This is a genomic window from Brevundimonas sediminis (assembly GCF_048799765.1).
Taxonomy (GTDB): Bacteria; Pseudomonadota; Alphaproteobacteria; order Caulobacterales; family Caulobacteraceae; genus Brevundimonas.
This window is the reverse complement of record NZ_JBLYQK010000010.1, coordinates 19,958-43,433: the sequence shown is the minus strand read 5'-3', so window position 1 is coordinate 43,433 and position 23,476 is coordinate 19,958. Positions and strand designations below refer to the sequence as shown.

Sequence of the window (23,476 nt, the reverse complement as noted above, 5' to 3'; positions counted from 1 at the left end):
GTCAGACATATAGATTACAACGTGAGCGTCGGGGGATGTGACAAGGTGCCAGTTTTGGGTGTGAGCGGTTGGGCCGCCATCGTCTCGGATGAGGCGGAGGAGCGGTTTGGCGTGGCGGACGAGGCTTCGGCCATTCCCGCGCAGCAACGGCGTCGCCTGCCGGCCTTCACCCGTAACGTCCTTCAATGCGCCCTGCCGCTGCTGCGCGACCGGCCGGGGACGGGCGTTGTCCTGTCCAGCCCCAACGGCGACCTGGAGTCTACGGTCACCCTGCTCAGCGACATCGCGCGCAACGAGCTTCTGTCGCCGTCCCTTTTCGGCCTGTCGGTGCACAACGCGCCGCTGGGCGCGCTCAGCCTGTCACTGGAGGGGCCGGGGGACCAGGTGTCGCTCGGCGGCGACGCCGCCACCCTGTCCGCCGGCCTGCTGGAAGCCTGGACCCAGCTGGCCACCGGCGAGGCCGCCTCCGTCGTCCTGGTCCACGCCGAGGAGCGGCTGCCCGCGCTGTACGGCGACCTTGATGAGCCGACACCCGGGGTCTTCATGGCCCTGGGCCTGACGCTGGAAGGGGAGGGCGATGTCGTGCAGGCCGTCCCTGGACGAACGGGCGCGCTGGCGTTGGTGAACGCCCTGGCCGCCGGTCAGGCCCGGATCAGCTTCTCTCCGCCGCGCCTCGAGGCGCTGGCGGCATGAAGGCCCTGGCCCGTTTCTGGCTGCTGATCGCCACGGGAACCTCCTTCGCCCTGTTCGGGCTGGGCGGCCTGTTCCTGGCGATCGTCGTCTTCCCCCTGATCAACCTTCTGGTCCGCGACCGCGAGCGCCGTACGCGGATCGCCCAGCAGACCGTTCACCGGGTCTGGCGCACCTATGTGAAGATCATGGTGGTCCTCGGCGCCGTCTCCTACGAGGTGCATGGCGAGGCGCTTCTGCGTAATGACCGCGGCACCTTGGTGATCGCCAACCATCCGTCCCTGCTCGACATCGTCTTCATCATGTCGCTGATGGAGCGCACCCAGTGCGTCGTGAAGGCGGGCGTCTGGCGCAATCCCTTCATGCGGGGCGTGGTGACCGCCGCCAACTACATCCCCAACGAGAACGACCCGGAACGGCTGATCGAGGACTGCGTCGCGGCCCTGCAGGCCGGCAACAACCTGGTGATCTTCCCCGAGGGCTCGCGCACCCCGCCCGGGGTCAAGCCGAAATACCAGCGCGGCTTCGCCTATATCGCGCACCGGTCACAGGCGCCGGTCCGCCTGGTGACCATCACCTGCACCCCGCCGACCCTGCTCAAGGGCGAGCCGTGGTATAAAGTCCCCAGTCGGCGCGCCCACTGGGTCATCCAGGTTCACGAACATATTGACGTTCCTGACCAATCCATTCAATCCGCCATCGCCGCCCGCAACCTGTGCACCCAGGTCGAGCGCCGCATAGAAGAACTGCTTGCCGCATGACCACACCCACGGAATTCGAGATGAAATCGGCGATCATCGAGGTGCTGAACCTCGAGGACATCACGCCGGACGACATCGGCTCGGACGAGGACCTGTTCGGCAACAGCGGGCTGGCCCTGGACTCCATCGACGCCCTCGAGATCGGCGTCGCCCTGCAGAAGAAGTTCGACATCAAGATCGACGTCGATGACAAGAAACTGCACAGCCACTTCCAGACGATCAACGCCCTGATCGCCTTCGTGGCCCAGCAGAAGGCCCTGAAGCAATGAGCGCTGTCATGGAACGGGAAACGATCTACGCCGAGATCAAGGACTACCTCGTCTCGGCCTTCGATGTGCCGCGTGACCTGATCACGCCCGACGCCGACCTGGTCGAGCAGCTGAACCTCGACTCGATCGATGCGATCGACCTGATGGTCCAGCTCAAGGAGATCACCGGCCGCAAGATCGAGCCGGATGAGTTCCGCAGCATCCGCACGATCGACGACGTGCTGAACCTCGCCCAGAAGAAGCATGCCCAAGGTTGATGTGCCGGCGGTTCTGCTTGTCGGAACCTCGGTGCTCTACCCTGTTGTCGCCGCCATCGCGGTGCGGACCGTCGGCCCCGGATGGGTGGTCGGCGGTCTTCTCGTCTTTCTGCTGCTGCGCGCCCTGACCGATCGGGCCCGTCGCACGCCCGGCGCCCTGACCTGGGGACTTCTGGCGGCGGCGGCCGGTCTGCTGCTGGTCGCCCTGTTTGATCGCGAGCTGTCCGTCCGGCTCTATCCCGCCTTCATGAACGCGGCGATGTTCCTGGCCTTCGGTCAGACCTTGCTGCGCGGCCCCAGCATGATCGAGCGCTTCGCCCGCCTGACCGATCCGGACCTGCCCGCCAGCGGGGTCGTCTATACGCGGATCGTGACCCTCGTCTGGACCGGCTTCTTCGCGGTCAACGGGCTGATCGCGGTCTGGACCGCCCTGTGGGCCGACTGGAAGACCTGGACCCTTTACAACGCCGGGGTCGCCTACGGGCTGATCGGCGTTCTGATTGTCGGCGAGCTGCTGGTGCGTCCCTTCGCCCGGCGCGCCATGGAAGCCCGATGAACGGCCTTATCCAGACCCTGATCCGGACCGACGCCGCCCTGCCGCTGTTCCAGCGGGACGGCGCGGTCGTGACGGCGGGCGAGGTGCGACGTCTGGCGTCGGCCCTGGCGCCGCGCGTGCAGGCCGCGGGCGACACCGTCTTTCTCAGCGTGGCGTCCGCCGCGCACCTGACGGCCAGCCTTCTGGCCGCCGCCGCCGTCGGGCGCATCATCGCCATGCCCGCCCACGCCCAGCCTGAATATCTGGCCGAGATCGGCTGCCCGCCCGAAGCCCTGATCACTGACGATCTTTTCGAGGGTCTGGCGGACGGCGGCGCGGCGCCGGGCGACGCCGTCACTGACCCGGTCATCGACTTCTTCACCTCGGGCTCGTCCGGCGTCCCCAAGCGGGTCCGCAAGAACCTGTCCCGCCTTGAGATCGAGGCGCGCGCTCTCGACAGCCTGTGGGGCGCGGAGGCGGGCCCGGTCATCTCCACCGTGTCCCACCAGCATTTCTACGGCTTCCTGTTCCGCGTGGTCTGGCCGATCATGTCCGGCCGGATCAGCGACGACGCCCCCGCCGTCTATTGGGAGAACCTCGAAGGCCGGTTCGGCGGGGCGACGCTGGTCTCCAGCCCGGCCCACCTGACCCGCCTGTCGCCGCGTGCGGCGCTGTATCGGCCGACGCCGGGGCTGGTCTTTTCGTCCGGCCAGCTGCTGCCGACCGATGCGGCGACCGGCTGCGTCGCGGTCTTCGACCGCCCGGCCACCGAAGTGCTCGGGTCGACCGAGACCGGCGGCCTCGCCTGGCGTCGCCAGACCGGACCCGACACCCTCTGGACCCCGTTCCCGGACGTTTCGATCACTGCTGACGAAAACCAGGCGTTGATCGTCCGCTCGCCCTATCTGCAGGAGGACCGCCCCGAGCAGACCGGCGACGTCATCGACCGGCAGGCCGACGGCCGCTTCCGGCTCAAGCCGCGCGGCGACCGGATCGTCAAGATCGACGGCAAGCGGGTGTCGCTCGCCCGCGTCGAGGAGATGCTGGGGCGACTTCCGGAGATCGCCGCCGTCGCGGCCCTGTCCCTGCCGGACCACAAGGGCGCACTGGGCGCGGTGGTTGAGCTGACCCCCGCCGGCCACGCCTTGCTGGCGGAGGAGGGGACCTTCCGCCTGTCCCGCCGGCTGCGCGCCGCCGTCTCTCCCCTGCTGGAAAGCGCCGAGCGCCCCAAATACTGGCGCTTCGTCGACCGGATCGAGACCAACAGCCAGGGCAAGCGTATCCTGTCCACGCTCAGCGCCCTGTTCGGCGCGCCCGACGGGAGCCGCCCATGACCGTGACGGGTTCCAGCCCGCTGGACGTGCTTGATCTGGATATCCGGCGCACCGGCGAGACGACGGCGGAGATCGCCTTCACCCTCGTTCCCGAGCTGATCTATTTCGACGGTCACTTCCCCGGCCAGCCTATCCTGCCGGGCGTATCGCAGGCCCATCTGGCCGTCCTGCTGGCCGAGCGGGTGTGGGGCGGCTGGCCGTCCAGCGCGACCATCTCGCGGTTGAAGTTCCGTCGCGTGCTGGCCCCCGGCGACGCCGTGGTGCTGGAGCTTCGTCACTACCCGGCGACCGGGGGGCTGTCGTTCGTGTTCAAACTGGACGGCGCGCCGGCCTCGCAGGGCGACGTCGGCGACCTGGCCTGATTGGCCCGGGGGCGGTTCGCCCCCGTCGCAAGGGTTTCAGGCCCGCTTGAACACCAGCGAGGTGTTGATGCCGCCGAAGGCGAAATTGTTGGACACGAAATAGTCCCCGTGGATCACCCGTCCGCCCACGCCGACGTAGTCCAGCTCGGCGCAGCGCGGGTCATGTTCGTGGAAGTTGGCGATGGGCGAGATCCAGCCGGTCCGCAGCATCTCGACGCCCAGCCAGGCCTCGATGCCGCCGCACGCGCCGAGCGAGTGGCCGAAATGGCCCTTCAGGGTGTGGAAGGGCACGGCCTTGCCGTAGACCGCCTGGGTGGCCTGGCTCTCGACCACATCGCCCGCGACGGTGGCGGTGCCGTGCCCGCTGATGAAGGCGATGTCGCTGACGCCGATGCCGGCCATCTCCATCGCCTGCCGCATGACCCGCTCCTGGGTCTCCTGCGCCGGATGCGAAATGTGGGCGCCGTCGGCGTTGGTGGCGAAGCCGGTCACCTCGGCCAGGATCGTCGCCCCCCGGGCCAGCGCGTGCTCCCGCTCCTCAAGGATGAGGAAGCCCGCGCCCTCGCCGGTGACCATGCCGTCGCGGCTGGCCTCGAAGGGGCGACAGGCCGAGTCCGGCGTGTCGTTGCCGTTGGAGCTGGTGGCGTACAGACGGTCGAAGACCATCGCCATGCTGGGGCAGAACTCCTCGGTCCCGCCCACGATCATGATGTCCGCCTGGTTGTGCAGGATGGTCTCATAGCCGTAGCCGACCCCCTGCGAGCCGGAGGTGCAGGCCGAGGAGGTGGTGATCACCCGGCCCGTCAGGCCGAAGAAGACGCTGATGTTCACCGCCGCCGTGTGCGCCATCATCCGGATGTAGCTGGTGGCGTTCAGGGCCCCGGCCTTGCCGGTGTCCAGGAAGTGGACGAAGTCCTTGATCGGGCCGGTCGAGCCGAAGGACGAACCGCAGGCCACCCCCGTGCGTCCGTTCTTCAGCACCGGATCATCGGTCAGCCCCGCCTGGGCCAGGGCGCGTTCGACCGAGTCGACCGCCATGATGCCGACACGGCCCATGGAACGGGATTTCTGGCGGTGATAGCGCCCCTCGTGAACAAACCAGTCGGCGGGCGCGCCGACCTTGCAGGTCAGGTCGACCAGGCGCTCCCACTCCGCGATCCGCCGGGTGCCGGTTTCTCCGGCCCGCATGCGGCGTTCGATTTCAGACCACTCGCCCCCCAGGGCGGTGACGCCGGCCATGCCGGTCACCACGACACGACGCGTCAAATCAGCCCCCCGTTCACGCCCAGCACCTGACGGGTGATATAGCCCGCGTCAGGGGAAAACAGAAACCCGACCGCCGCTGCGACTTCCTGCACGGTGCCCATGCGCTGCATGGGGACGGCATCCACGATCTCTTTCGGAATTTCGTCGCTCATGGCGGTTTCGACCAGGCCGGGGGCGACGCAGTTGACGGTGATCTTGCGCTTGGCCAGCTCGACCGCCAGCGCCTTCGCGGCGCCGATCAGTCCGGCCTTGGAGGCGCTGTAGTTCACCTGCCCCCGGTTGCCCATCACGCCGGAGACCGAGGCGATGGCGACGATCCGTCCACCGTCGCGGCGCCGGATCATCGGCATGACGAGCGGCTGGAGCACATTGTAGAACCCGTCCAGATTGGTGCGCAGGACGACGTCCCAGTCCGGGCCTTCGATGGCCGGGAAGGCGTTGTCCCGCGTGACCCCCGCGCTCAGGACGACGCCCCAGAAGCCGCCGTCGCCGATCCTTTGCGCCAGAGCCTCGCGCGTGGCCTCGCGGTCACGGACATCGAAGCCCAGCACGTCGGCGGTTCCGCCCGCCTCGACGATCGTCCGGACCACGTCCTCGGCCCCGGTCCGGTCGCCGCCATAGTGGACGGTCACCGGGTGGCCGGCCCTGGCGAGGTTGATCGCCACGCCGCGACCTATGCCCTTGCTGGCGCCGGTGACGAGAACGGGACGCGTCTGATTGTCTTGAAGGGTCATTGTTGCGATCGCAGGAAGGCGGACAGGTCGTCGGGTCGGTAGGCGTTGATGGTGGCGGTCGCGCGCTCGCCGCCGGCGGCGTCGAGGATGCGACACCGGAAGGCGGTCATGCCCTCGTCGCTCAGCAGGGGGGTGGCTTCGATCCGCAGGTGCTCGCCCTCGCTGAAGAAGGCGCAGTCGACGGCGTACTTCCGGCAGCCGAGCAGCAGGCCGACGCCGGGCTCCAGGCCCATCTCGCGGCGGGTCAGGCCGTCGGAGGCGCTGATCGTCTGGGCCATCAGCTCGAAGCCCACATAGGCGGGCACGCCGCGGCCGGGCTGGAAGAACAACTGGTCGGACCGGATCACCACCTCGCTGGTCACGACCTCGTCCTCGCGGCTGATCACCCGGTCGATCAGCAGCATGCCGGACCGATGGACGATCAGGTCCTCGATGGGCGGGAAGCCGGTCATGCGGCGCTCAGGACCAGGGCGACATTGTTGCCGCCGAAGGCGTAGCTGGCGCTCAGGATGGTCTTCAGCGACGCGGTCTCGCCCGGCTGCGACAGGCGGATGGCGGGCAGCTCCGGATCGCGCTCGCCGTCCCAGACGTGGGGCGGCAGCCGGCCGGCCTCCATCGCCAGGAGGCACAGCGCCGCCTGGATGGCGCCGGCGGCCCCGAGCGTGTGGCCGGTCAGCGCCTTGGTCGAGGCCGCCGGGGTGTCGAGACCGAAGACCCGGGCGACCACCTGCGCCTCCATCCTGTCATTCAGCGGCGTGGCCGTGCCGTGGAGGTGGATGAAGTCCACCGCCGCGCGCCCTGCTTCATCGTCCAGCCCCGCCATGGCCAGGGCCGCGCGCATCGCCGCTTCGGCCCCGCGTCCCGACGGATCGGGCGCCGACATGTGATGTCCGTCGACGCTGCCGCCCCAGCCGGCCAGCCGGCAGGGGCCGGGCTCCCGGGTCAGCAGGAACAGGGCGCCGCCCTCGCCGAGGTTCAGTCCGTCCCGGTTGGCGCTCATCGGGGCGCAGACGACGCCGGACAGGGAGCCGAGGGCCGAGAAGCCGTTCAAGGTCAGCTCGCAGAGGGAGTCCGCGCCGCCGCAGATGACCATGTCGCACAGGCCCGACTGGATCAGCCGCGCCGCCGAGGCCAGCGCCCGCCCGCCCGAGGTGCAGGCGGTCGAGACCGAGAAATAGGGACCCTGGACGCCGGCCAGCGCGGCGGTGAAGGCGGCGCTGTCGCCCAGTTGCTGCGGCCGGATCGAGAAGCCCTCGGGCCACCGGTCCGTCGCCAGCCTGATCTTCACGGCCTCGCCCGCCTCGCCGATGCCGGAGGTCGAGGTGCCGATCACCACGCCGATCCGGTCGGCGCCGAAGCGCGCCTTGGCCGCCTCGACGGCGTGGCGCAGCGGGGCGAGGCAATGGGCGAGGATCCGGTTGGTGCGGGTCTCGCCGGCCGGGCCCTCGGGATCGAAGGTCAGCCGTCCGACCGGCACGACCCGGCCCGTGGTCAGGGTCGCCTCGCCCGAGACGCGCGCGGGGGCGGCGGCGAACAGGGCGCTCGCGACCGCGTCCCGGTCGGGACCAAGCGCGCAGGCGACGGAATAGTCGGCGATGTGGATCGGCGCGGCCATCAGTCCAGCGCCCGGCTGACGATGGCGACCTCATAGCCGAAGGCCAGATTCCGGGACGTTCGGCGCGCCGGATTGGCGGGGTCCGGGGTGATCTCGGAGACCAGTTCGTCGCCGCGTCGCACCTGGCGTCCGCCGTCGGCGGTCTCGGTCAGGGTCACGCCCTCGGGCAGGGCGGCGTTGATCGCCTCCGCCGGCCACAGGGCGATGAAGATGTCGGCCAGGATGTTCGCCACCGGAATGCTGTCCGGCGCGATCGGGGAGCGGGTCTCCAGGACCCCCTCCGTCGTCCAGCGGATGGTCGACAGGCGCAGGCCGCCGCCGGCCATGGTGATGACGATCTCCACCTCTTCCGGCGACAGGGACAGGATGGATTCAAAGGCGGCCTGACGGTTGCCGTGCCGGATCTGACCGGCCTGCATCAGGGTCCGGGTCTGCGGATAGGCGGGCGGTGTCGGGAGGGTCAGGACGATGTCCGGCGCGATCCGCGCCTGCAGGGCCGCGCCAGCGGTCGCGCGCGACGGCTCGCGAGGCGCGGTGGCGCACCCCGTGACGGCCAGCACCAGCGTCAGGCCGACGGCGGTCGCGAGGCTCAGGCGAGGCACCACTGCTCCACGGTCCGCATCGTCCGCTTGGGCGATTTGACAAAGATGTTGCTGCGATCCCAGGCATAGCCGGCCAGCACCGAGGTCAGCTGGCGGGTGATGTCGTTCATCTCCTTCGGGCGATTGAAGATGATCGTCTGCAGGGCGCCGGTGTACCAGGCGTCGACGCACTCCCGGAACGTGTCGATGCCGACGTAGAGCTCCTTCGAGAAGGCCTCCTCCCAGTCGACGGTCTCGCCCTTCAGCTGACGGTCCACCAGATCGGCGGCGAGGGTCGCGGACTTGAAGGCGATCGTCACGCCGGACGAGAAAACCGGGTCCAGGAACTCGGCCGCATTGCCCAGCAGGGCGAAGCTCGGGCCGTGCAGGCTCTTCACGTTGCAGGCGTAGCCGACGATGGTCGCGGCCGGGCGATAGACCTCGGCGTCCTTCAGGATGTCCTGTTTGTGCGGGACGGCCGCGATCAGGTTCCAGAGGCGCTCGTGGTCGTTCGCGCCCGCCTTCTCGATATCCTCCTGCGGTCCGACCACGCCGATCGACGAGATGCCGTTGGCCAGCGGGATCAGCCAGTACCAGATCACCGGGTTCTCGGGGTGGATGGTGACCAGGATCTTGTTCCGGTCGAAATGCGGGGCGGTGATGTTGTCCTTCACCTGGCCGAAGACCGCGCGCCGGGTCGGGAAGTCCGACGGCGTCTCCAGGTCGCACAGCTTGCTCAGCGTCCGGCCGAAGCCGCTGGCGTCAAGCACGAAGCGCGCCTCGATCCGGCGTGTCTCGCCCGTCTCGTCCCGCACGGTGACCACGGCGCCGTCGTCGCGGCTTTCGAAGGCGATGACTTCCTGGCCGAAGCTGGCCGTCGCGCCCTGCCGGACCGCGCCCTTGGCCAGCAGGTCGTCGAACTCGGAGCGCATGACCTGGAAGGTGGTCGAGCGGCCGGGCGCGCTCTTGTCCGGGAAATAGATCGGCGTGGTGACGCCGTCCCGCTCGAAAACGACGCCGTCCTTGAACTGGAAGCCATGCGCCTCGATGTCCTCCAGCAGGCCGGCGTCGCCGAGGAACTCCAGCGATTGGGCCAGCAGGCTTTCGCCGATCGAGAACCGCGGGAAATGGGTCCGCTCGACCATCTCGACCGAGTGGCCCTTGCGCGCCAGCAAGGCGGCCGCGAGCGAGCCCGAGGGGCCCGCGCCGATGATCAAGACATCAGTCCTGCTTGTTTGCATGCCCCGACTTCCCCCAGACATTGAACGGCGCGAATGAACACAGGTAGGCGGCGGTCACCCCCACGGCGACCGCGATCCCGAAGCTGGCGACCGGGAAGGTCCCGCTCAGTCCCAGAAGGCCCATCGAAAGGATGGTGGTCAAGCCGGCAAGGAAGACCACCAGCTCCTTGGATGACCCCTGGGTTTCCTTGGCCTCGAACAGGAAGACCGAGTGGTCGATGCCCACGCCGATGACCACGAACAGGGCGGCGACCGAGAAGAAGGAGACCGGCACGCCCAGGGCGGTCGGCAGGGCCACCGCCATCACCACCCCCACGGTCGGCGCCGCCAGGATCAGCAGGGCTCGCCAGGTCCGGTACAGCAGCAGGACCAGCAGGGCGCAGGCCGCGAAGGTGGCCAGCACTGCGGCGGCGGCCAGCCCCCGGAACGTCGCGAAGGCCTGGGTGTAGCGCGCGGTCGGATCGATGATCCGCGACCCGTCCCGATCGGCGTCCGGCCCGGCCGCGGCCACGGCGCCCAGGGGGGCGACCAGATAGTGAAGGCCGCCCGCCGTCCCTTCCAGATCGGCGATCAGCGGCGGCAGGGCGGGCGCGGGCGTGGCGGCGGCGAAGGGATCGACCGCCGTCAGTCCCAGATCGCGGGTCCGCTCCGTCAGATGCGGTTCGAACAGTTCGCGGCGCAGGACGGCCTCGTTGGCGGCCCGTCGGGCGTCGGACGGGTCGAAACGGCTGACGGCCAGGACATCGCGGGCGGCCGCCTCGGGCCAGCCGGCGAGCCGCGTCTCTTCCCGCTGGCGGGCCTCCTGGGCGTCGGCGCCCCAGGACAGGAGGAACTGGGGCGAGGCGCTGAAGCCCACGGCCTCCCGCACCCGGGCCTCCTCGGCGGACAGGGCCGCCGACCGGGGCTGGAACTGGCGCACATCGTCCAGCACAGCGAAGCGGGCGGCTCCGGCGACCACCGCGCCGGCCACAAGCAGCAGGCCGATCACCGACCATGCGGGCCGCCAGCGGAAGGCGAGGAACGGCGCCTCCAGACGGTTCCACCAGGCGGTCAGCTTGTTGGCCTGCTTCGCCCGCGGATCGAGCAGGGGCAGCAGGGTCATGGTGAACCACCAGGCGGTCAGGATGCCGGCGACCGAGAAGACCGCCACCTGGTTGAACACCTCGACGCCGAACAGGCCGAGGCCGGCGAAGCCCAGGGAGGTGCTGAGGGCGCACACGGCCAGCGGCCGCCGGATGACCTTCAGCCGCTCCCGCCGACTGGCCCAGCCGGTCTGGGGGCCCGTCGCCAGATAATGGAGGGCGTAGTCGGAGGTCACGCCGATCAGGGCCGAGCCGAACACGAACACCATCACGTGCACGCTGGGGAACAGCAGGAAGGCCGCGGCCAGGGATCCCACGGCGCCCGCGGCGGTCACGGCGAAGGTGCCGAGGATGGCGTGTGGACGACGGAAGCAGGCCAGAAGCAGGGCCAGGATGACGAGGGCCGAAACGCCGCTGATCAGGGTCATCTCACCCCGGGTCTGGCGGGCGGCGGCCTCGGCGAAGAACACCGCGCCGGCGCGGGAGGCGGTGACGTCCGGCCATTGCGCCCGCCATCCGGCGAAGGCCTTCGCCATCGTGTCCTGCACATCGATGCGGTAGGCCGAACCGGTCAGCATCCCGGACACGAGGACGGCGTCGCCCACCTGACCGCCGGAGGGCGGCGACAGGCATTCGGCCAACTGCAGGGTCAGCAGGAAGGGATCCTTCTCCAGCATACCACCCGACACCGGGGCGAGGGGGGAGTAGAGCAGCACCCGGGATCGCCGCAGGGTGGCGTCGGCGTCGAACCCGGCGGGATCGACGGCGCAGGACAGCTGGTTGCGATTGGCGAACATCCAGCGTCCCACCGCCTCGCCCTGGGCGTGGTCCGGCGCGAAGCCGGCGGCGACGAAACGGCGCTCCAGATCGGCGGCGGCGTCCTGGGCGCGGACCGGATCCTCGGCGGACACCAGGACCGCGACGCGCTGCGAGGCCGTGGCCCCGGCGTCGGCGACCGCCGAGCGGATCACGGGCTCAAGCGCGGTGCGCGGCAGCAGGTTCTGGATGTCGACGTCGAAGGCGTTGGGCTGCTGCACCCGCACGCCGACGACGACGCAGGCGATCAGACACCACAGCGCACAGAGGACCGCCGCCCCGATACGGAACAAGACCTATCTCCGGGCCGGGGTAAGCGCGATCTGCATTCGGTCGCCGTTGGCCTGCAGGACCTCCACCGAGTTGACCCGCTCACAGCCGGCGATGTCGATGGACGAAAGCTGACGGGCGAGGGCGGGGGCACGGGGCGTCAGACGCAGGGTCCAGCTCCCGCCCGCGCCGTTCGGGCGGCGGCTGATATTGTAGTGGCGGCGCATGGCCGCGATGTCGCCCGACAGCAGATCCAGCAGGCCGGTGGACAGGAAGGCCTCGCCGCCTTGCGCGCCCATGCGTTGCGCCGGGCCGCCCTCGACGGACTGGGTCACGCCCGAGGGGGTGATGACGGTGCGCACGTCCAGCGGATCGGTGACATGCCAGTCGACGCGCTGGGCGGCGATCTGGGCCTGACCGCGCGACACCAGCGGCGCGCGCACGCCGGACAGGTGCCGGGTCTGCACGAAGTTCAGCGTGCCGCGTTCGGCGGGCAGACGCTCCGGATTGGCGCAGGCGGCGGAAGCCGGCGACAGGCTCAGCCAGCCGGCGACAAGAAGGGCGCCAGCCGCTCCCGCAACACGGGCGGCGTAACCCAGAGCATTTCCTGGGTGTTGATGCGCAGCGCGACCTGGGACGAACTGGCTCGCATCACCCGCTCTCCGGTTTCCTCGTTCTGAACCAGATAGGTGATCCGGAGTATGCTCTCCCATTCGACAATCCCTGCGGTGATCTTCACCGGCTGATTCAGCCGCATCGGCCGAATATACCGCATCCTTAAGTCGATGATTGGCCAAGCGAACCCGCTCTCCACCATCGCCTCATAGCTGTACCCAATGCGCTCCATCACGGCAACACGACCGAGTTCAAGGAACCGCGGGTAGTTGCCGTGCCAGACGATGTTCATCGGATCGAGGTCGTAGAACTGCGGGACCGCCGACGCCGATGCACTGACGATCGTCTTCACGCCGCGTTCCCCGCGTCCTCCGCCCAGTCGATCGGGATGTCCCGTTGGGCGATCCGTGCGGTCAGGGCGACCAGACGGCGGTCGAGGGGGGTGTCTTCCTCGATGAAGGGGACGGCCTCGACCAGGGCGGCCATGCCCGGCCCGATCATGTCCTCGGTGATCTCGCCCGACTTCAGTCGCAGCCTCAGGGCCTGGCCGCAGGCGACCATGTGGGCGGCAGCCACCTGTTCGGCCAGTTCCAGCACCCGCAGGGCGTCGCGCGCGGCGATGGTGCCCATCGAAACCTTGTCCTGGTTGTGACATTCGGTGGAGCGCGAGAAGACGCTGGCGGGCATCGTGCCCTTCAGCGCCTCGGCGGTCCAGGCCGAGACGCCGATCTGCAGGGCTTTCAGGCCATGGTTGATCGCCGCGCGCGTGCCGGTCGCGCCCGACAGGTTGGGCGGCAGCCCGTTGTTGCTGCGCACGTCGGCCAGCAGGGCGAACTGGCGGTCCATCAGGTCCGCGACGTTGGCCACAAGGTTCTTCAGGCTGTCCATCGCGAAGGCGATGTGGCCGCCGTAGAAATGGCCGCCGTGCAGGACGTCGCCGGTCTCCGGGTCGAACAGCGGATTGTCGTTCGCGCTGTTGATCTCGATCTCGATGATCTGGCGGAAGGGCTCGATCATGTCCTCCAGCACGCCGACGACGTGGGGGGCGCAGCGGATCGAGTAGCGATCCTGAAGCCGCGTCGGCGCGTGCAGCCGGGCGAACGGGGCCAGGTCCTCGGCCACGCGGGCGGCGAACCGGCCCTGGCCGCTGTGCGGCTTGGCCTGCGACAGGCGGGGGTCGAAATGCTTCGGATTGCCCAGCAGGCCGATGGTCGCCATGGCCGTCAGTCGGGCCGAAAGACGGGCCAGACCCTGGGCGCGATGCAGGGCGAGGGCGGCCAGACCGGTCATCACCGAGGTGCCGTTCATCACTGCCAGCCCCTCCTTGGGCCGCAGGACGATCGGCTTCAGCCCGGTCTGGGCGAAGGCCTCCGACGCGGTCATCACCTGGCCCTTGAACAGCACGTCGCGTTCGCCCACGAGGGCGCCGGCGATATAGCTGAGCGGGGTCAGGTCGCCGCTGGCGCCGACCGAGCCCTCGGCCGGGATCAGCGGCAGGATGTCGTGGCGCAGCATCTCGGTCAGCAGGCCGGCCAGATCGGTCGAGATGCCGGACCAGCCGCGCAGCAGGGCGGCCAGACGCACCGCCATGACCGCGCGCGTCTCCTCCGGATTGAGGAACCGGCCCATGCCGACGCCGTGGAACCGGGTCAGGTGCAGGGGCAGGGCGGCGACCAGCTCGGCCGGAATCTGCGTCGTGCAGCTGTCGCCGTAGCCCGTGGTGACGCCGTAGATTTCGCCATCCCGCGCCAGCAGGGCGTCGATGTGGTTCGACGAGCGGGCGACCCGCTCCAGCGCGGCCGCGCTCAGGCGCGCGTCCGCTTCGCGCCGGGAGAGGGACCAGACCTGTTCTACGGTCAAATCCCGGGCGCCAAATTCAACGATTTTAGTCACTTAATGCTTGTTCCCCGACGCATCCCCGTCGGGGGTCCAATAAGCATAGAAATTGAACCATTGGTAGGGCGCGGACAGAACGAGAGTCTGCAACTCAGCGACGTATTTGCGGACCAGCTGCCGCAGGCCTTCGGCCCTTTGCCCGCGGGGCAGGGCGACCCCGTCGGTCAGCAGGGACACCTGGCTGCGATAGCGCCCGTTCTGCTTGTAGCAGAACAGGGTGTAGACCGGGCAGCGCAGGGCCGCCGCGAGCACGAACGGGCCCTCCGGAAAGGCCGCGGGAGCGCCCAGGAAATCGGTGGTGATGGCCCGCCCGGTGTCCTTCAGCGGCATGCGGTCCGCCATGATCACCACCCATTCGCCGCGCTCGATCGTGGCCGACAGGGCGGCGGCCGTGCCGACGTTGAAGGCGGACACCTGCACCAGCGAAACCTGGCTCTGCGGGGCGTACCGCTGGATCAGGGCGTTGTAGCGGGCGGCGTGGGGCGAGTGGATCAGGATGGTGATCCGGCGCTTCTGGTGGCGTGACGCGATCGCGCGGACGATTTCGGTGGCGCCGACATGGGCGGACAGGATCAGGGTCCCGCGCCGGTCGTTGCGCATGGCCTCGAACGCCTCGCCCTCGATCTCATCCACCTGAAGCCGGTCGATGCGGCCGATCCAGGCCTCCATCTTGTCGATCAGGGAGTCGCCGAAGGCCAGGAAGTGGCGGATCGCCTGCCGGTGTCCCGGACGCCCGGGACGTCCCTGAAACCGCCAGACGCGCCGCAGATAGTCCAGCGACGCCAGCCGCTGCCGGCGTCCGGCGATGTAGAAGTACAGGATCACCGGGGTGGCCACGATCCGGCACCCGGTCCGACCGAGCAGCCGGTAGATGAAGCCCATCAGCGCCGGACCCCAGGCGGCGCCACGCTCCCTCATGTCGGCCCAGTGCCGCCCGCCGTCCCCCTCAGTCGCCACAACCCCTCCCGGATACTGGCGGCCCTTATATCGACCGCCGGGCCGCGCAGGCAATCTGGACGGACAATCCGCCGCTGGCTCGCGCCTTGACGGTCGCGATGTTCGACTTCAAAGCTCGGGACCGGGTCGGGGGGCTGGCCGTGCGGAAGACGGGGTGCCGGCATTCAGGATGAAGTCTCTCCCCCGGCGCCGTTGGCGGGCCTGACGCCGCCCGTCGACCGTCCATCGTTCATGACCGTGGCTGACGTCGGCTTCCGCCATCGCGGAGCGGCTCGCGACGCCCTGTCCGGCGTCTCCTTCACCGTCGCCCAGGGCAGTTGCTTCGGCCTGCTCGGCCCCAACGGCGCCGGCAAGAGCACCCTGTTCAGCCTGCTGACCGGAATCCTGCCGCTTCAGGGCGGCGAGATCACGGTCGACGGCCTGTCCCTGCGCCACGACCTGAAGGCGGTGCGCGACATCGGCGCCCTCGCGCCGCAGGATCTGGCCTTCTATCCGGACCTGACCGCCCGCGAGAACCTGTCCTTCTTCGCCGGCGCCTGTCGGCTGTCGAAAGCCGGGTGGCGCGAGCAGAGCGCCGCCGCCATCGAGACCTGCAGACTCCAGGATCTGCTCGACCGGCGCGCCGAGACCTTCTCCGGCGGCGAGAAGCGCCGGCTGAACCTGGCCATCGCCCTGTTGAACGCGCCGCGCGTCCTGTATCTGGACGAGCCGACCGTGGGCATCGACGCCCGGTCACGCCAGACCATCATCGCCGCCATCGCCGAGCTGAAGGCGCAGGGCGTCACCGTCATCTACACCTCCCACTACATGGAGGAGGTCGAGGCGCTGTGTGACCACCTGGCGGTCATCGACCGGGGACGGGTTCTGGCGCTCGGCGCCATGGAGGCGGTGCTGGCTCGTTATGCGCTGGGGACGCTTGAGGTCCGGCTTCTTTCCCCCCTTGCGGACACGGGCCGGACGCTCCTGTCGGAAAACGGGGCGATCTGGACGGATGACCTGACCCTGGCCCTGCCGGCCTCCGCCGGAGACGGCCCGGCGGAGGTCTTCGCCCTGCTGGCCCGGGCCGGGGCCCGGGTGGGCCAGGCGGCCTGGGGCGTGGCGCGGCTCGAGAAGGCCTATCTGGATATTCTCGAGTCGGGAGCGGCCGCATGAAGCGCTCGGCCCTGACGGCCTCCTTCATCAAGGAGCTGCGCCTGCTGTCGCGGGACATCCATGGCCTGGCGCTGCTGTTCCTCCTGCCGCTGACCTTCATACTGATCATGTCCCTGGCCCTGCAGGACATGTTCGAGACCCGCGGCGGCGCGGGTGTCGCCGTCCTGGTGGTCAATCGCGACGGGCAGACCCAGTCGCAGGCGTTCATCGACCGGCTCCGGACCAATGACGCCTTCGTCCTGCGCACGGTCGCCGTCGCCCCGGGGCCGGCCGCGGCCCGCGAGCTTCTGGGGCGCGAGGACGCCGCCTTCCTGCTCGATGTGGGCGCGGACTACGAGACGCGCATCGCGGCGCTGACCTCCGACGACCCCGCGCCTCTGGTGACCGTCACCGCCGCCGCCGACACCAACCGGCAGATCGAGAAGATCTTCGTCGCCGCCGTGAACGAGGCCGTCGGCCGTCAGCGCAGCGAGCGCATTCTCGAACGGGTCGGCTACCCCGTGCCCGAGGGGGAACGGGCCGGGAGCGGCGGACGGGTCGCGGTCAACTACGCCTACGCCGACGACGGCGCGGGCAAGGCGCCCAGCTCGGTCCAGCAGAGTGTTCCGGCCTGGCTGGTGTTCGCCCTGTTCTTCGTCGCGGTGCCCTTCTCCAACAGCTTCATCCGCGAGCGACAGGTGGGCGCCCAGCGGCGGCTGCGCAGCACCAATATCGGCCCCCTGGCCCAGGTCTTCGGCAAGTTGATCCCCTATTTCGGCATCAACCAGCTGCAGGTGGTCCTGATGCTGGCGGCCGGGGTCTGGCTGGTGCCTGCGCTCGGCGGCGACGCCTTGAGAATCAACGGATCGATCCCGGCGCTGGTCGCGCTCTCGGCCGCGCTCAGCATGGCGGCCCTGGGCATGGCCCTGCTGATCGCGGTCAGCGCCCGCACCACCGAGCAGGCCACCCTGCTGGCCGGTCTGGGCAGCATTGTCCTGGCGGCGATCGGCGGGGTGATGGTGCCGAAATTCGTCATGCCCGAGGTCATGCAGCGCATCGCCGGGCTGTCGCCCATGTCGTGGGGCGTGGACGGCTTCCTGACGCTTCTCCTGGACGGGGGCGGCGTCGTGGACATTCTGCCCGAACTCTTCAAACTGACCGCCTTCGGCGCGGTCGCCCTGGTGCTGGCCCTGTTCCGGTATCGACTGCGCGAGTGAGCCTGATGACAAGCGAACTGAACCATTCCGATCTGGTCGAGGCGCTCAAGCGGGTGGTCATCGAGGAGTGCGACAAGGACGTCGATCCCGCCGACATGCCGGTGGACGAGCCCCTGATGGGCGGCTCGCTTGATCTCGACTCCCTGGACGCCCTTCAGGTCAGCCTGGCGCTCCAGAAGCAGTACGGCGTCCGCATCGAGGGCGGGCCGGACGGTCGCAAGGCCTTCGCCAGCCTCAATGCGCTGGCCGACTTCATCATCGCCGCGAAGGCCGCGCCGCCCGCATGAGCCGAAGCTATTTCGTCGGGGCGGGCCTGCACACCGGCCTCGGCCAGGATGTCTCCAGCAATATCGACGCCCTGTTCGCCGCGCCGCCGGCGCCGGTCGCCACGCCGGTCGCGGCGGGCGGGCTGAACGACGCCGTCCCCGCGCTTCTGCTCAGGGACCGCCCGCTCGTCGACATCGAGACCCGTCTGGAGCCGGTGCTCGAGGCCGTCTGCGCCGAGGCGCTGGAGGCCGCCGGTCTGACCGCGGACGAGCGGGCCGGGACCATCCTTCTGCTGGGCTCGTCCTCCGTCGATATCTCGCGCTCGGAGGCCATCTACCAGCGCGAGCTGGCCGAGGGACTGGACGCCCATCCCCTGACCCACAACAGCAGCCTGGGCCGGCTGGCCGAGCGCCTGCGCCGGCGCTTCGGCCTCGGTGGGCCGGACTACACCGTCTCGACGGCCTGCACGGCCAGCGCCAACGCCCTGATCTACGGCGACGCCCTGATCCGCAGCGGCCGGGCGAAACATGCGCTGGTGGTCAGCTCCGAGAGCCTGAACATCATCACCGCAATGGGCTTCCAGGGCCTGAACCTGCTGTCGCGGACCGGAGGGATGAAGCCGTTCGACGACGCCCGGGGCGGACTGGTGCTCGGCGAAGGCTGCGGCGCCCTGGTGATCAGCGGCGACAGGCGCGAGGGCGCCGACGGGGCCCTGTCCCGCTCCGGCTTCCACCTGCGTGGCGCGGCCAATCTGTGCGATATCTTCGGCATGTCCGCCGCCAATCCCGACGGCAGCACCGTGCTGGAGGTGATCCAGCAAGCCCTGGCCTCGGCGGGCGTGGGGGCGGAACGGATCGCGGGGATCAAGACCCACGGCACCGCCAGCCTGTTGAACGACGAGGCCGAGTCCGCCGGCATGGCGCGCGCCTTCGGACGCGTGCCGCCCCTGTGCGCGCTCAAACCCTTCATCGGCCACACCTTCGGCGCCTGCGGCCTGAACGAGCTGATCCTGTTCTGCGGTCTGGCGGAGCGGGGCTTCTTCCCCGCCGTTCCCGGCGTCTGCGCCGAGCCGGGCGAGCTGGGCGTCCGCTTCTTCCAGACCCCGCAGCCGATCGATCCCGGCGTCTTCATGCTCAACTATTTCGGCTTCGGCGGAAACAACACCTCGCTCGTGATCGCGAACGTCGATGATTGAACCCTCGATCCACGCCCTGGGCGACTACCATGCGCCGGTTGAGGACAGCCTGCCGGACCTGCGCGCCCTGACCACGGCCGAGACGGGCAAGCCGGTGCGCCGCATCGGTCGATTCATCCAGTCCGCCCTGATCGGCGCCGTGCGCTGCGTCGGGAGCGAGACGCCGCCCGCGGGAACCGCCGTCTACATGACCTCCCGCCGGGGCGATCTGGAGGTCACCCTTGAGGTGATGGAGCCGCTGTTCAAATACGGCGAGGCGCCCAAGCCGCTGAGCTTCATCAACACCGTGTCGAACGCCGCCTGCTTCTATGTCGCGCGGCATTTCGGACTGCACGGCCGAAGCTGCTTCATTTCCAACACCCACTTCAGCTTCGAGACGGCCTTGCAACTGGCCCTGCTGGACATCGAGACCGGGCAGGTGACCTCCGCGCTGGTGGGTTCGGTGGATATCGCTGCGCCTCCGATCGGGATTCACCGCCGTCGTCTGGACCTGGCCGAGGCGACGCCGGTCGCCGAGGCCAGTCACTGGCTGTGGCTGCGCGCGGGCGGGCAGGGGGCGTCCGTGGTGCGCTCGGTCGAGATGTTCGCTGACCGCGCGGCCCTGTCGGCGTGGCTGGCGCGTCAGGCGCTGGACCCGGCGCGGACCGTCTTCAACCGGGGTCAGTTCCTGCCCGCGGATCAGGTCGCCGGGATCATGGGCGAGGCCGGGCTGACGCAGGTGAAAGACGCCGCCGAAGGTCGGGCCTACTACGACAGCCAGAGCGTCGCCGCCCTCGGCGACTTCATCCGCGAGGGCGAGGCGGCGGTGCTGCTTCAGGTCAACGCCAACGACAGCGGCGGCTATTCCGCCATCCTGCTGGAAGCGACTCGGGGCTAGGCGGCCCGCAACCGCTTCCAGACCGCCAGCTCGCGGTCGGCGATGTCGTTCAGGATGGCGTCCAGCTCCTGCACATCCATCTGCGCCCGCCCCCGGCACATCTTGCTGGCGCGCAGGGCGAAGCGGCGCCATTCGTCGCCCGCGGCCGTCAGGTCCCTGGCGGCCTCGGCCCAGTCCGGGCGGTCCAGCAGCCGGCTCGCCTCCTGCAGGAAGGAGGCGTAGATGAACCGGAAGCCGGCTCCGCCGGTCCCGATCTCTTCCTGCATCCGCACGATATGGCCCAGATAGAGCGGCAGGTAGGTGTCACGGTTGGCTTCACGCGACAGCTTGACGATGTTGCGGCCCAGGAAGCGGATGCCCTTGATTCCGGCGATCGGCACCGGCGCCTGCATGGTCTTCGCGTTCCAGCGGATCGCCTTCGGAATTTCGGCCGCATAGTCGACCTGGCCCGGCGTCCCCGTCGGATAGTACATGAGGCCCTTGGGCTCCATGTCGCCCTTGGCGAAGCGGGCGCGCTGCATCGAGGCGCGGTCGCAGCGGACGGTCGTCTCGAACAGCGGATCGCTGACCAGATAGTCGTCCCCGTCGCGCCCGTAGACCACCAGATTGTGGGCGTTGAAATGGAAACGCATCTGCTCCGGGAAATAGGGCAGCCAGTAGACGCAGGTCTGCAGACCGACCGCCCTGCCGGCGTCCAGGGCGGCGTCCAGGGCCCGTTCGGCTTCGGCCGGATCGCTGAACCGGGTGCGCTCCCAGCGGAGGCCGACGCGCTTCTCGACGCCCCTGATGATGTTTCCCGGCAGCATGCGGTAGGCGATCAGCGGCATGCCGGCCAGCTTGATGATCGGCATGTAGGCGAAGGTCAGGGAGGCCGACAGGCCGAACGCCATCGGCTCGCTCATCGCCAGGCCGTGGTGGGTCAGCATGTTGGCGACCACGCCGCTTTCGCAATGCGCAGACTGGCGGTGGTGGAAGTCGCTCATGGGATCAGGCGTCCGGTGCGGCAGGCAGGCTTCGCAGGTCCTCGACGCTCATCCCGAGCACCTCGGCGTAGCGGTTCAGGATCTTCGCGGGCAGTCGGGCGAATACGGCCGGGCGGAAGTGGCGCGAGGTCCGCCAGCGCCAGAAGCCGGTGGCCGAGGCGAAGCTGGCCCGGTCCATGCGGCGTCGGTACATGTGGTACTCCAGCGGCGCGGTCAGGCCCGTCTTCGCCCGCTCCCACGCCTCGTCCCGCTGGCGGTTCAGCACCTCCACCGCGGCCAGGGTGGCGTAGGACTCCACATCCCAGCCCAGCGACTGCACCTCCGTGTAGTCGCCCCGGTCGTCGACGGCGTAGAACAGCTTGCGCTGGCCGGCGTGGGTCAGGGACGGGTCTTGCGGGACCTCATCGGTCTTCATCGGCTCAGCCCTGCACCGCGGTCAGGTGCATGAAGCTGCCCGAGAAGCGGCCGCTCTCCGGCACCCAGCACAGCAGGCGGTCGCCCGCCTTCAGCCGCCCGCTCGCCAGCAGTTCGTCGATCATCACATAGATCGAGGCCGACCCAGTGTTGCCGCGCGTCGTCAGATTGGTGAACCAGCGTTCCTGCGGAATGTCGAAGTCGACGTTGAGCATCGACTGGTGCAGGCGGTCCCGGAAGAACTCCGACGAATAGTGCGGCAGGAAGAAATCGACCTCCTCCGGCTTCAGCTTGCGCCGCGCGGCGGTGCCCGGCAGCGGCTTCTCCAGCGTATAGCGCAGGACGTTGTCGTTCAGCAGCCGGACGTCCTGCTTGACCGTCAGCACCGACTGGGCGGCGCGGTCGTCGGCGCTGAACCGGGCCCAGCCGGTGACGCTGCCGTCCTCGTTCTTGACCCCGCCCATATACATGCAGGTGTCCATCTCGCCCGAGAAGGAGTGCAGGTCGATCCAGTCGACGCGCAGGTTCAGCACCCCTGCGCGCGCCTCCGGCTCCAGCAGCAGGGCGCCGGCGGCGTCGGACAGCATCCAGCGCAGGAAGTCCTTCTCGAAGGCGATCTCCGGATTTTCTTCCAGCGCATCGACGCGGGCGTCGATCTCGGGGGTGAAATTGGCGGCGGACATGACCGCCGAGGCGGTCTCGGACCCGGTGGCCACCGCTGTGTCGCTGTCGCCGGCCGCGACGGACAGCCAGGCGTATTTCAGCGAGGCCATGCCGCTCATGCAGACGCCCGCCGTCGACACGGCCTGCACATCGCCCAGCCCCAGTTCGCCCTGCACCATGGCGGCGTGGCCCGGCATGATCTGGTCGGGATTGGAGGTGCCGCAGGCCAGGCACTCCACGGTCGCCAGGTCGGCGCCCAGCGCGCGCACCGCCTCGGCCGTCAGCTGGGCGTTGGTGTGGGTCGGCTGCAGCGTTTCGGGGTCAATCGCATAGTGGCGGCTCTTGATCCCGTTCGACCGCAGGATGGTGCGGCGCGCGCGCGACGGACGGGGGCCGACCTGACCGAGCACCCGCTCCATGTCGTCATTGCCCACCGGGGCGTTCGGCAGGAAGGCGGCGGTGCGCGTAATGTAGACGGGGCGGGTCAAGTGGGGCTTTCCATCCGTTGCATGGATTCCCCGGAGGGGGCGGAGAAATAGGCCCGCTGACGGGCGACATGGGCTTTCAGGAAGGGCTTCAGCAGCGCCTTGATGACGGCCAGTAGCGGGACGACCGTCAGGATCAGGGTGATCAGGAACAGCACATAGATCACGATGACCAGCTGACGCAGGGGGCTGGCCGGCGTCCCTGTCGCGCGCAACAGCTTACCCCAGATCATGAAGCTGCGCTTGGCGGTCTTCTCGGATTCGATCAGTCCCTCGCGCACCGTGACGGCGCCGAGGCCGCCCAGCATCGGGCTGCTGTCCTCACGCTTGCGGTTCGGCAGGGCGGCGGCGATGGCGCGGCCGAAGCGGGCGCAGCCGGCGACATCGTCCTTCGACACCCCGGCCTCGGGGATCAGGCCGTTCAGGAAGGGGCCCTTCTTGCCGGTCAGCATCCAGACCGGGGTCGAGACGAAGGTGAAGGCGCTGTGCGCGCTGTCGGTGAGCACGATATTGTCGACCAGCCGGCCGCCCAGATCGCTGATGAGCGTCTTCATCCGCTCCTGCGCCATCAGCCACATGTTGCGGCAGCCGATCAGGGTCACCACCGGCTTGCCGGCCAGCAGCCGGCGGGCGCCCGCGGACTTCAGGAAGGCGATGGTCGGCAGGGACGGCGACAGGAACCAGACCTGATAGGCCAGGATCACCAGGTCATAGTCCGTGTCCGGATCGACGCCCGGCGCCTCGGCCGCCTCCACGTCCTCATAGACCGTCTCGGGGAAGGTGTTGAAGAAGCGGAAGAAGGGCCAGGGGAACGGCCAGGGCTTGCTGGGCCGCAGCTCGGAGACCGTAACCTTGATGTCGCCGCTCGCCTTCAGGGGCGCGATGGTCGCGTCGACGATGTCCGCCAACTGACCGGTCTGCGAATAGTAGACGACCAGCACCTTGCGCATCGTCAGTGTTCTC

The 23,476-nt window shown here is 69.2% G+C and carries 27 protein-coding genes; 12 read left to right on the top strand and 15 right to left on the bottom strand.

The window, feature by feature from the left end; genetic code table 11:
• Window positions 1-45 precede the first annotated feature (45 nt).
• Genes ACLQ7T_RS07900 through ACLQ7T_RS07870 form a run of 7 tightly spaced genes read left to right on the top strand, consistent with a single transcriptional unit; the run spans window position 46 to window position 4,208 of the window.
• Entirely contained in the window at window positions 46-693 is a 648-nt protein-coding gene (locus ACLQ7T_RS07900; RefSeq protein WP_420478924.1) for a beta-ketoacyl synthase chain length factor, read from the top strand.
• Window positions 690-1,451 carry a lysophospholipid acyltransferase family protein gene (locus tag ACLQ7T_RS07895; protein ID WP_420478923.1) on the top strand — a complete coding sequence of 254 codons (762 nt, stop codon included), beginning with the start codon at window positions 690-692 and terminating at the stop codon, window positions 1,449-1,451. The genes ACLQ7T_RS07900 and ACLQ7T_RS07895 overlap by 4 nt, the downstream gene beginning before the upstream one ends.
• Complete coding sequence (locus ACLQ7T_RS07890) at window positions 1,448-1,720, top strand: phosphopantetheine-binding protein (protein WP_420478922.1); 273 nt, start codon at window positions 1,448-1,450, stop codon at window positions 1,718-1,720. Before ACLQ7T_RS07895 ends, ACLQ7T_RS07890 begins: the two co-directional genes overlap by 4 nt.
• Complete coding sequence (locus ACLQ7T_RS07885; protein WP_420478921.1) at window positions 1,717-1,977, top strand: acyl carrier protein; 261 nt, start codon at window positions 1,717-1,719, stop codon at window positions 1,975-1,977. Before ACLQ7T_RS07890 ends, ACLQ7T_RS07885 begins: the two co-directional genes overlap by 4 nt.
• A complete protein-coding gene (locus ACLQ7T_RS07880; protein WP_420478920.1) occupies window positions 1,964-2,533 on the top strand; it encodes a COG4648 family protein in 570 nt (189 codons plus the stop codon). The genes ACLQ7T_RS07885 and ACLQ7T_RS07880 overlap by 14 nt, the downstream gene beginning before the upstream one ends.
• Window positions 2,530-3,846, top strand: a complete 1,317-nt coding sequence (locus ACLQ7T_RS07875; protein ID WP_420478919.1) for a class I adenylate-forming enzyme family protein — start codon at window positions 2,530-2,532, stop codon at window positions 3,844-3,846. The genes ACLQ7T_RS07880 and ACLQ7T_RS07875 overlap by 4 nt, the downstream gene beginning before the upstream one ends.
• A complete protein-coding gene (locus ACLQ7T_RS07870) occupies window positions 3,843-4,208 on the top strand; it encodes an ApeI family dehydratase (RefSeq protein ID WP_420478918.1) in 366 nt (121 codons plus the stop codon). Before ACLQ7T_RS07875 ends, ACLQ7T_RS07870 begins: the two co-directional genes overlap by 4 nt.
• Window positions 4,209-4,244: 36 nt before the next feature.
• Here the strand turns inward: ACLQ7T_RS07870 and ACLQ7T_RS07865 are convergent, their stop codons facing one another.
• The 11 genes from ACLQ7T_RS07865 to ACLQ7T_RS07815 all read right to left on the bottom strand — a co-directional run bounded on the left by ACLQ7T_RS07865 (window position 4,245) and on the right by ACLQ7T_RS07815 (window position 15,281).
• Window positions 4,245-5,474, bottom strand: a complete 1,230-nt coding sequence (locus tag ACLQ7T_RS07865) for a beta-ketoacyl-ACP synthase (RefSeq protein ID WP_420478917.1) — start codon at window positions 5,472-5,474, stop codon at window positions 4,245-4,247.
• The gene (locus ACLQ7T_RS07860; protein WP_420478916.1) at window positions 5,471-6,208 is read right to left on the bottom strand and encodes a 3-ketoacyl-ACP reductase FabG2; all 738 of its coding nucleotides are present in this window, start codon (window positions 6,206-6,208) and stop codon (window positions 5,471-5,473) included. The genes ACLQ7T_RS07865 and ACLQ7T_RS07860 overlap by 4 nt, the downstream gene beginning before the upstream one ends.
• Complete coding sequence (locus ACLQ7T_RS07855) at window positions 6,205-6,660, bottom strand: hotdog family protein (protein ID WP_420478915.1); 456 nt, start codon at window positions 6,658-6,660, stop codon at window positions 6,205-6,207. The genes ACLQ7T_RS07860 and ACLQ7T_RS07855 overlap by 4 nt, the downstream gene beginning before the upstream one ends.
• The gene (locus ACLQ7T_RS07850; RefSeq protein WP_420478914.1) at window positions 6,657-7,823 is read right to left on the bottom strand and encodes a beta-ketoacyl-ACP synthase; all 1,167 of its coding nucleotides are present in this window, start codon (window positions 7,821-7,823) and stop codon (window positions 6,657-6,659) included. The genes ACLQ7T_RS07855 and ACLQ7T_RS07850 overlap by 4 nt, the downstream gene beginning before the upstream one ends.
• The gene (locus ACLQ7T_RS07845) at window positions 7,823-8,425 is read right to left on the bottom strand and encodes a DUF3261 domain-containing protein (RefSeq protein ID WP_420478913.1); all 603 of its coding nucleotides are present in this window, start codon (window positions 8,423-8,425) and stop codon (window positions 7,823-7,825) included. Before ACLQ7T_RS07845 ends, ACLQ7T_RS07850 begins: the two co-directional genes overlap by 1 nt.
• Entirely contained in the window at window positions 8,413-9,621 is a 1,209-nt protein-coding gene (locus tag ACLQ7T_RS07840) for an NAD(P)/FAD-dependent oxidoreductase (protein WP_420478912.1), read from the bottom strand. Before ACLQ7T_RS07840 ends, ACLQ7T_RS07845 begins: the two co-directional genes overlap by 13 nt.
• Before the next feature lie 4 nt (window positions 9,622-9,625).
• Entirely contained in the window at window positions 9,626-11,836 is a 2,211-nt protein-coding gene (locus ACLQ7T_RS07835) for an MMPL family transporter (RefSeq protein WP_420478911.1), read from the bottom strand.
• Window positions 11,837-11,839: 3 nt separating this feature from the next.
• Window positions 11,840-12,280, bottom strand: a complete 441-nt coding sequence (locus ACLQ7T_RS07830; RefSeq protein WP_420478910.1) for an outer membrane lipoprotein carrier protein LolA — start codon at window positions 12,278-12,280, stop codon at window positions 11,840-11,842.
• Window positions 12,281-12,351: 71 nt separating this feature from the next.
• Window positions 12,352-12,780, bottom strand: a complete 429-nt coding sequence (locus ACLQ7T_RS07825; protein ID WP_420471500.1) for an acyl-CoA thioesterase — start codon at window positions 12,778-12,780, stop codon at window positions 12,352-12,354.
• Window positions 12,777-14,288 (bottom strand): HAL/PAL/TAL family ammonia-lyase, encoded by a 1,512-nt coding sequence (locus ACLQ7T_RS07820; RefSeq protein WP_420478909.1) that lies wholly within the window; start codon window positions 14,286-14,288, stop codon window positions 12,777-12,779. Before ACLQ7T_RS07820 ends, ACLQ7T_RS07825 begins: the two co-directional genes overlap by 4 nt.
• Window positions 14,289-14,321: 33 nt before the next feature.
• Complete coding sequence (locus tag ACLQ7T_RS07815) at window positions 14,322-15,281, bottom strand: lysophospholipid acyltransferase family protein (protein ID WP_420478908.1); 960 nt, start codon at window positions 15,279-15,281, stop codon at window positions 14,322-14,324.
• Window positions 15,282-15,512: 231 nt separating this feature from the next.
• Here ACLQ7T_RS07815 and ACLQ7T_RS07810 point away from each other — a divergent pair, with 231 nt between their 5' ends.
• The 5 genes from ACLQ7T_RS07810 to ACLQ7T_RS07790 are packed head-to-tail and all read left to right on the top strand — an operon-like array spanning window position 15,513 to window position 19,968.
• Window positions 15,513-16,433, top strand: coding sequence for an ABC transporter ATP-binding protein (locus ACLQ7T_RS07810; protein ID WP_420478907.1), 921 nt, complete (start codon window positions 15,513-15,515; stop codon window positions 16,431-16,433).
• Window positions 16,430-17,629, top strand: coding sequence for an ABC transporter permease (locus ACLQ7T_RS07805; protein WP_420478906.1), 1,200 nt, complete (start codon window positions 16,430-16,432; stop codon window positions 17,627-17,629). Before ACLQ7T_RS07810 ends, ACLQ7T_RS07805 begins: the two co-directional genes overlap by 4 nt.
• A gap of 5 nt (window positions 17,630-17,634) precedes the next feature.
• The gene (locus tag ACLQ7T_RS07800) at window positions 17,635-17,916 is read left to right on the top strand and encodes a phosphopantetheine-binding protein (protein WP_420471495.1); all 282 of its coding nucleotides are present in this window, start codon (window positions 17,635-17,637) and stop codon (window positions 17,914-17,916) included.
• Entirely contained in the window at window positions 17,913-19,091 is a 1,179-nt protein-coding gene (locus tag ACLQ7T_RS07795; RefSeq protein ID WP_420478905.1) for a beta-ketoacyl synthase N-terminal-like domain-containing protein, read from the top strand. Before ACLQ7T_RS07800 ends, ACLQ7T_RS07795 begins: the two co-directional genes overlap by 4 nt.
• Window positions 19,084-19,968, top strand: coding sequence for a beta-ketoacyl synthase N-terminal-like domain-containing protein (locus tag ACLQ7T_RS07790; RefSeq protein ID WP_420478904.1), 885 nt, complete (start codon window positions 19,084-19,086; stop codon window positions 19,966-19,968). The genes ACLQ7T_RS07795 and ACLQ7T_RS07790 overlap by 8 nt, the downstream gene beginning before the upstream one ends.
• Here the strand turns inward: ACLQ7T_RS07790 and darH are convergent.
• Genes darH through ACLQ7T_RS07770 form a run of 4 tightly spaced genes read right to left on the bottom strand, consistent with a single transcriptional unit; the run spans window position 19,965 to window position 23,463 of the window.
• Window positions 19,965-20,951, bottom strand: a complete 987-nt coding sequence (gene darH, locus ACLQ7T_RS07785) for a BtrH-related acyltransferase DarH (protein WP_420478903.1) — start codon at window positions 20,949-20,951, stop codon at window positions 19,965-19,967. The two genes, ACLQ7T_RS07790 and darH, sit on opposite strands and share 4 nt — an antisense overlap.
• A gap of 4 nt (window positions 20,952-20,955) precedes the next feature.
• The gene (locus ACLQ7T_RS07780) at window positions 20,956-21,366 is read right to left on the bottom strand and encodes a DarG family dialkylresorcinol biosynthesis protein (protein WP_420471491.1); all 411 of its coding nucleotides are present in this window, start codon (window positions 21,364-21,366) and stop codon (window positions 20,956-20,958) included.
• A gap of 4 nt (window positions 21,367-21,370) precedes the next feature.
• A complete protein-coding gene (locus tag ACLQ7T_RS07775; RefSeq protein ID WP_420478902.1) occupies window positions 21,371-22,516 on the bottom strand; it encodes a beta-ketoacyl-ACP synthase III in 1,146 nt (381 codons plus the stop codon).
• Window positions 22,513-23,463: a dialkylrecorsinol condensing enzyme gene (locus ACLQ7T_RS07770; protein WP_420478901.1), complete on the bottom strand. Its 951-nt coding sequence runs from the start codon at window positions 23,461-23,463 to the stop codon at window positions 22,513-22,515. The genes ACLQ7T_RS07775 and ACLQ7T_RS07770 overlap by 4 nt, the downstream gene beginning before the upstream one ends.
• Between the last annotated feature and the right edge of the window lie 13 nt (window positions 23,464-23,476).

What these genes read in the sequence shown, in the direction of transcription:
- ACLQ7T_RS07880 (WP_420478920.1), top strand. Translation starts at nt 1,964, where the DNA reads ATGCCCAAGGTTGATGTGCCGGCGGTTCTGCTTGTCGGAACCTCGGTG.
- ACLQ7T_RS07770 (WP_420478901.1), bottom strand. Translation starts at nt 23,463, where the DNA reads ATGCGCAAGGTGCTGGTCGTCTACTATTCGCAGACCGGTCAGTTGGCG.
- ACLQ7T_RS07805 (WP_420478906.1), top strand. Translation starts at nt 16,430, where the DNA reads ATGAAGCGCTCGGCCCTGACGGCCTCCTTCATCAAGGAGCTGCGCCTG.
- ACLQ7T_RS07790 (WP_420478904.1), top strand. Translation starts at nt 19,084, where the DNA reads ATGATTGAACCCTCGATCCACGCCCTGGGCGACTACCATGCGCCGGTT.
- ACLQ7T_RS07885 (WP_420478921.1), top strand. Translation starts at nt 1,717, where the DNA reads ATGAGCGCTGTCATGGAACGGGAAACGATCTACGCCGAGATCAAGGAC.
- ACLQ7T_RS07895 (WP_420478923.1), top strand. Translation starts at nt 690, where the DNA reads ATGAAGGCCCTGGCCCGTTTCTGGCTGCTGATCGCCACGGGAACCTCC.
- ACLQ7T_RS07800 (WP_420471495.1), top strand. Translation starts at nt 17,635, where the DNA reads ATGACAAGCGAACTGAACCATTCCGATCTGGTCGAGGCGCTCAAGCGG.
- ACLQ7T_RS07855 (WP_420478915.1), bottom strand. Translation starts at nt 6,660, where the DNA reads ATGACCGGCTTCCCGCCCATCGAGGACCTGATCGTCCATCGGTCCGGC.
- ACLQ7T_RS07850 (WP_420478914.1), bottom strand. Translation starts at nt 7,823, where the DNA reads ATGGCCGCGCCGATCCACATCGCCGACTATTCCGTCGCCTGCGCGCTT.
- ACLQ7T_RS07795 (WP_420478905.1), top strand. Translation starts at nt 17,913, where the DNA reads ATGAGCCGAAGCTATTTCGTCGGGGCGGGCCTGCACACCGGCCTCGGC.
- ACLQ7T_RS07780 (WP_420471491.1), bottom strand. Translation starts at nt 21,366, where the DNA reads ATGAAGACCGATGAGGTCCCGCAAGACCCGTCCCTGACCCACGCCGGC.
- ACLQ7T_RS07870 (WP_420478918.1), top strand. Translation starts at nt 3,843, where the DNA reads ATGACCGTGACGGGTTCCAGCCCGCTGGACGTGCTTGATCTGGATATC.
- ACLQ7T_RS07810 (WP_420478907.1), top strand. Translation starts at nt 15,513, where the DNA reads ATGACCGTGGCTGACGTCGGCTTCCGCCATCGCGGAGCGGCTCGCGAC.
- darH (WP_420478903.1), bottom strand. Translation starts at nt 20,951, where the DNA reads ATGAGCGACTTCCACCACCGCCAGTCTGCGCATTGCGAAAGCGGCGTG.
- ACLQ7T_RS07860 (WP_420478916.1), bottom strand. Translation starts at nt 6,208, where the DNA reads ATGACCCTTCAAGACAATCAGACGCGTCCCGTTCTCGTCACCGGCGCC.
- ACLQ7T_RS07875 (WP_420478919.1), top strand. Translation starts at nt 2,530, where the DNA reads ATGAACGGCCTTATCCAGACCCTGATCCGGACCGACGCCGCCCTGCCG.
- ACLQ7T_RS07890 (WP_420478922.1), top strand. Translation starts at nt 1,448, where the DNA reads ATGACCACACCCACGGAATTCGAGATGAAATCGGCGATCATCGAGGTG.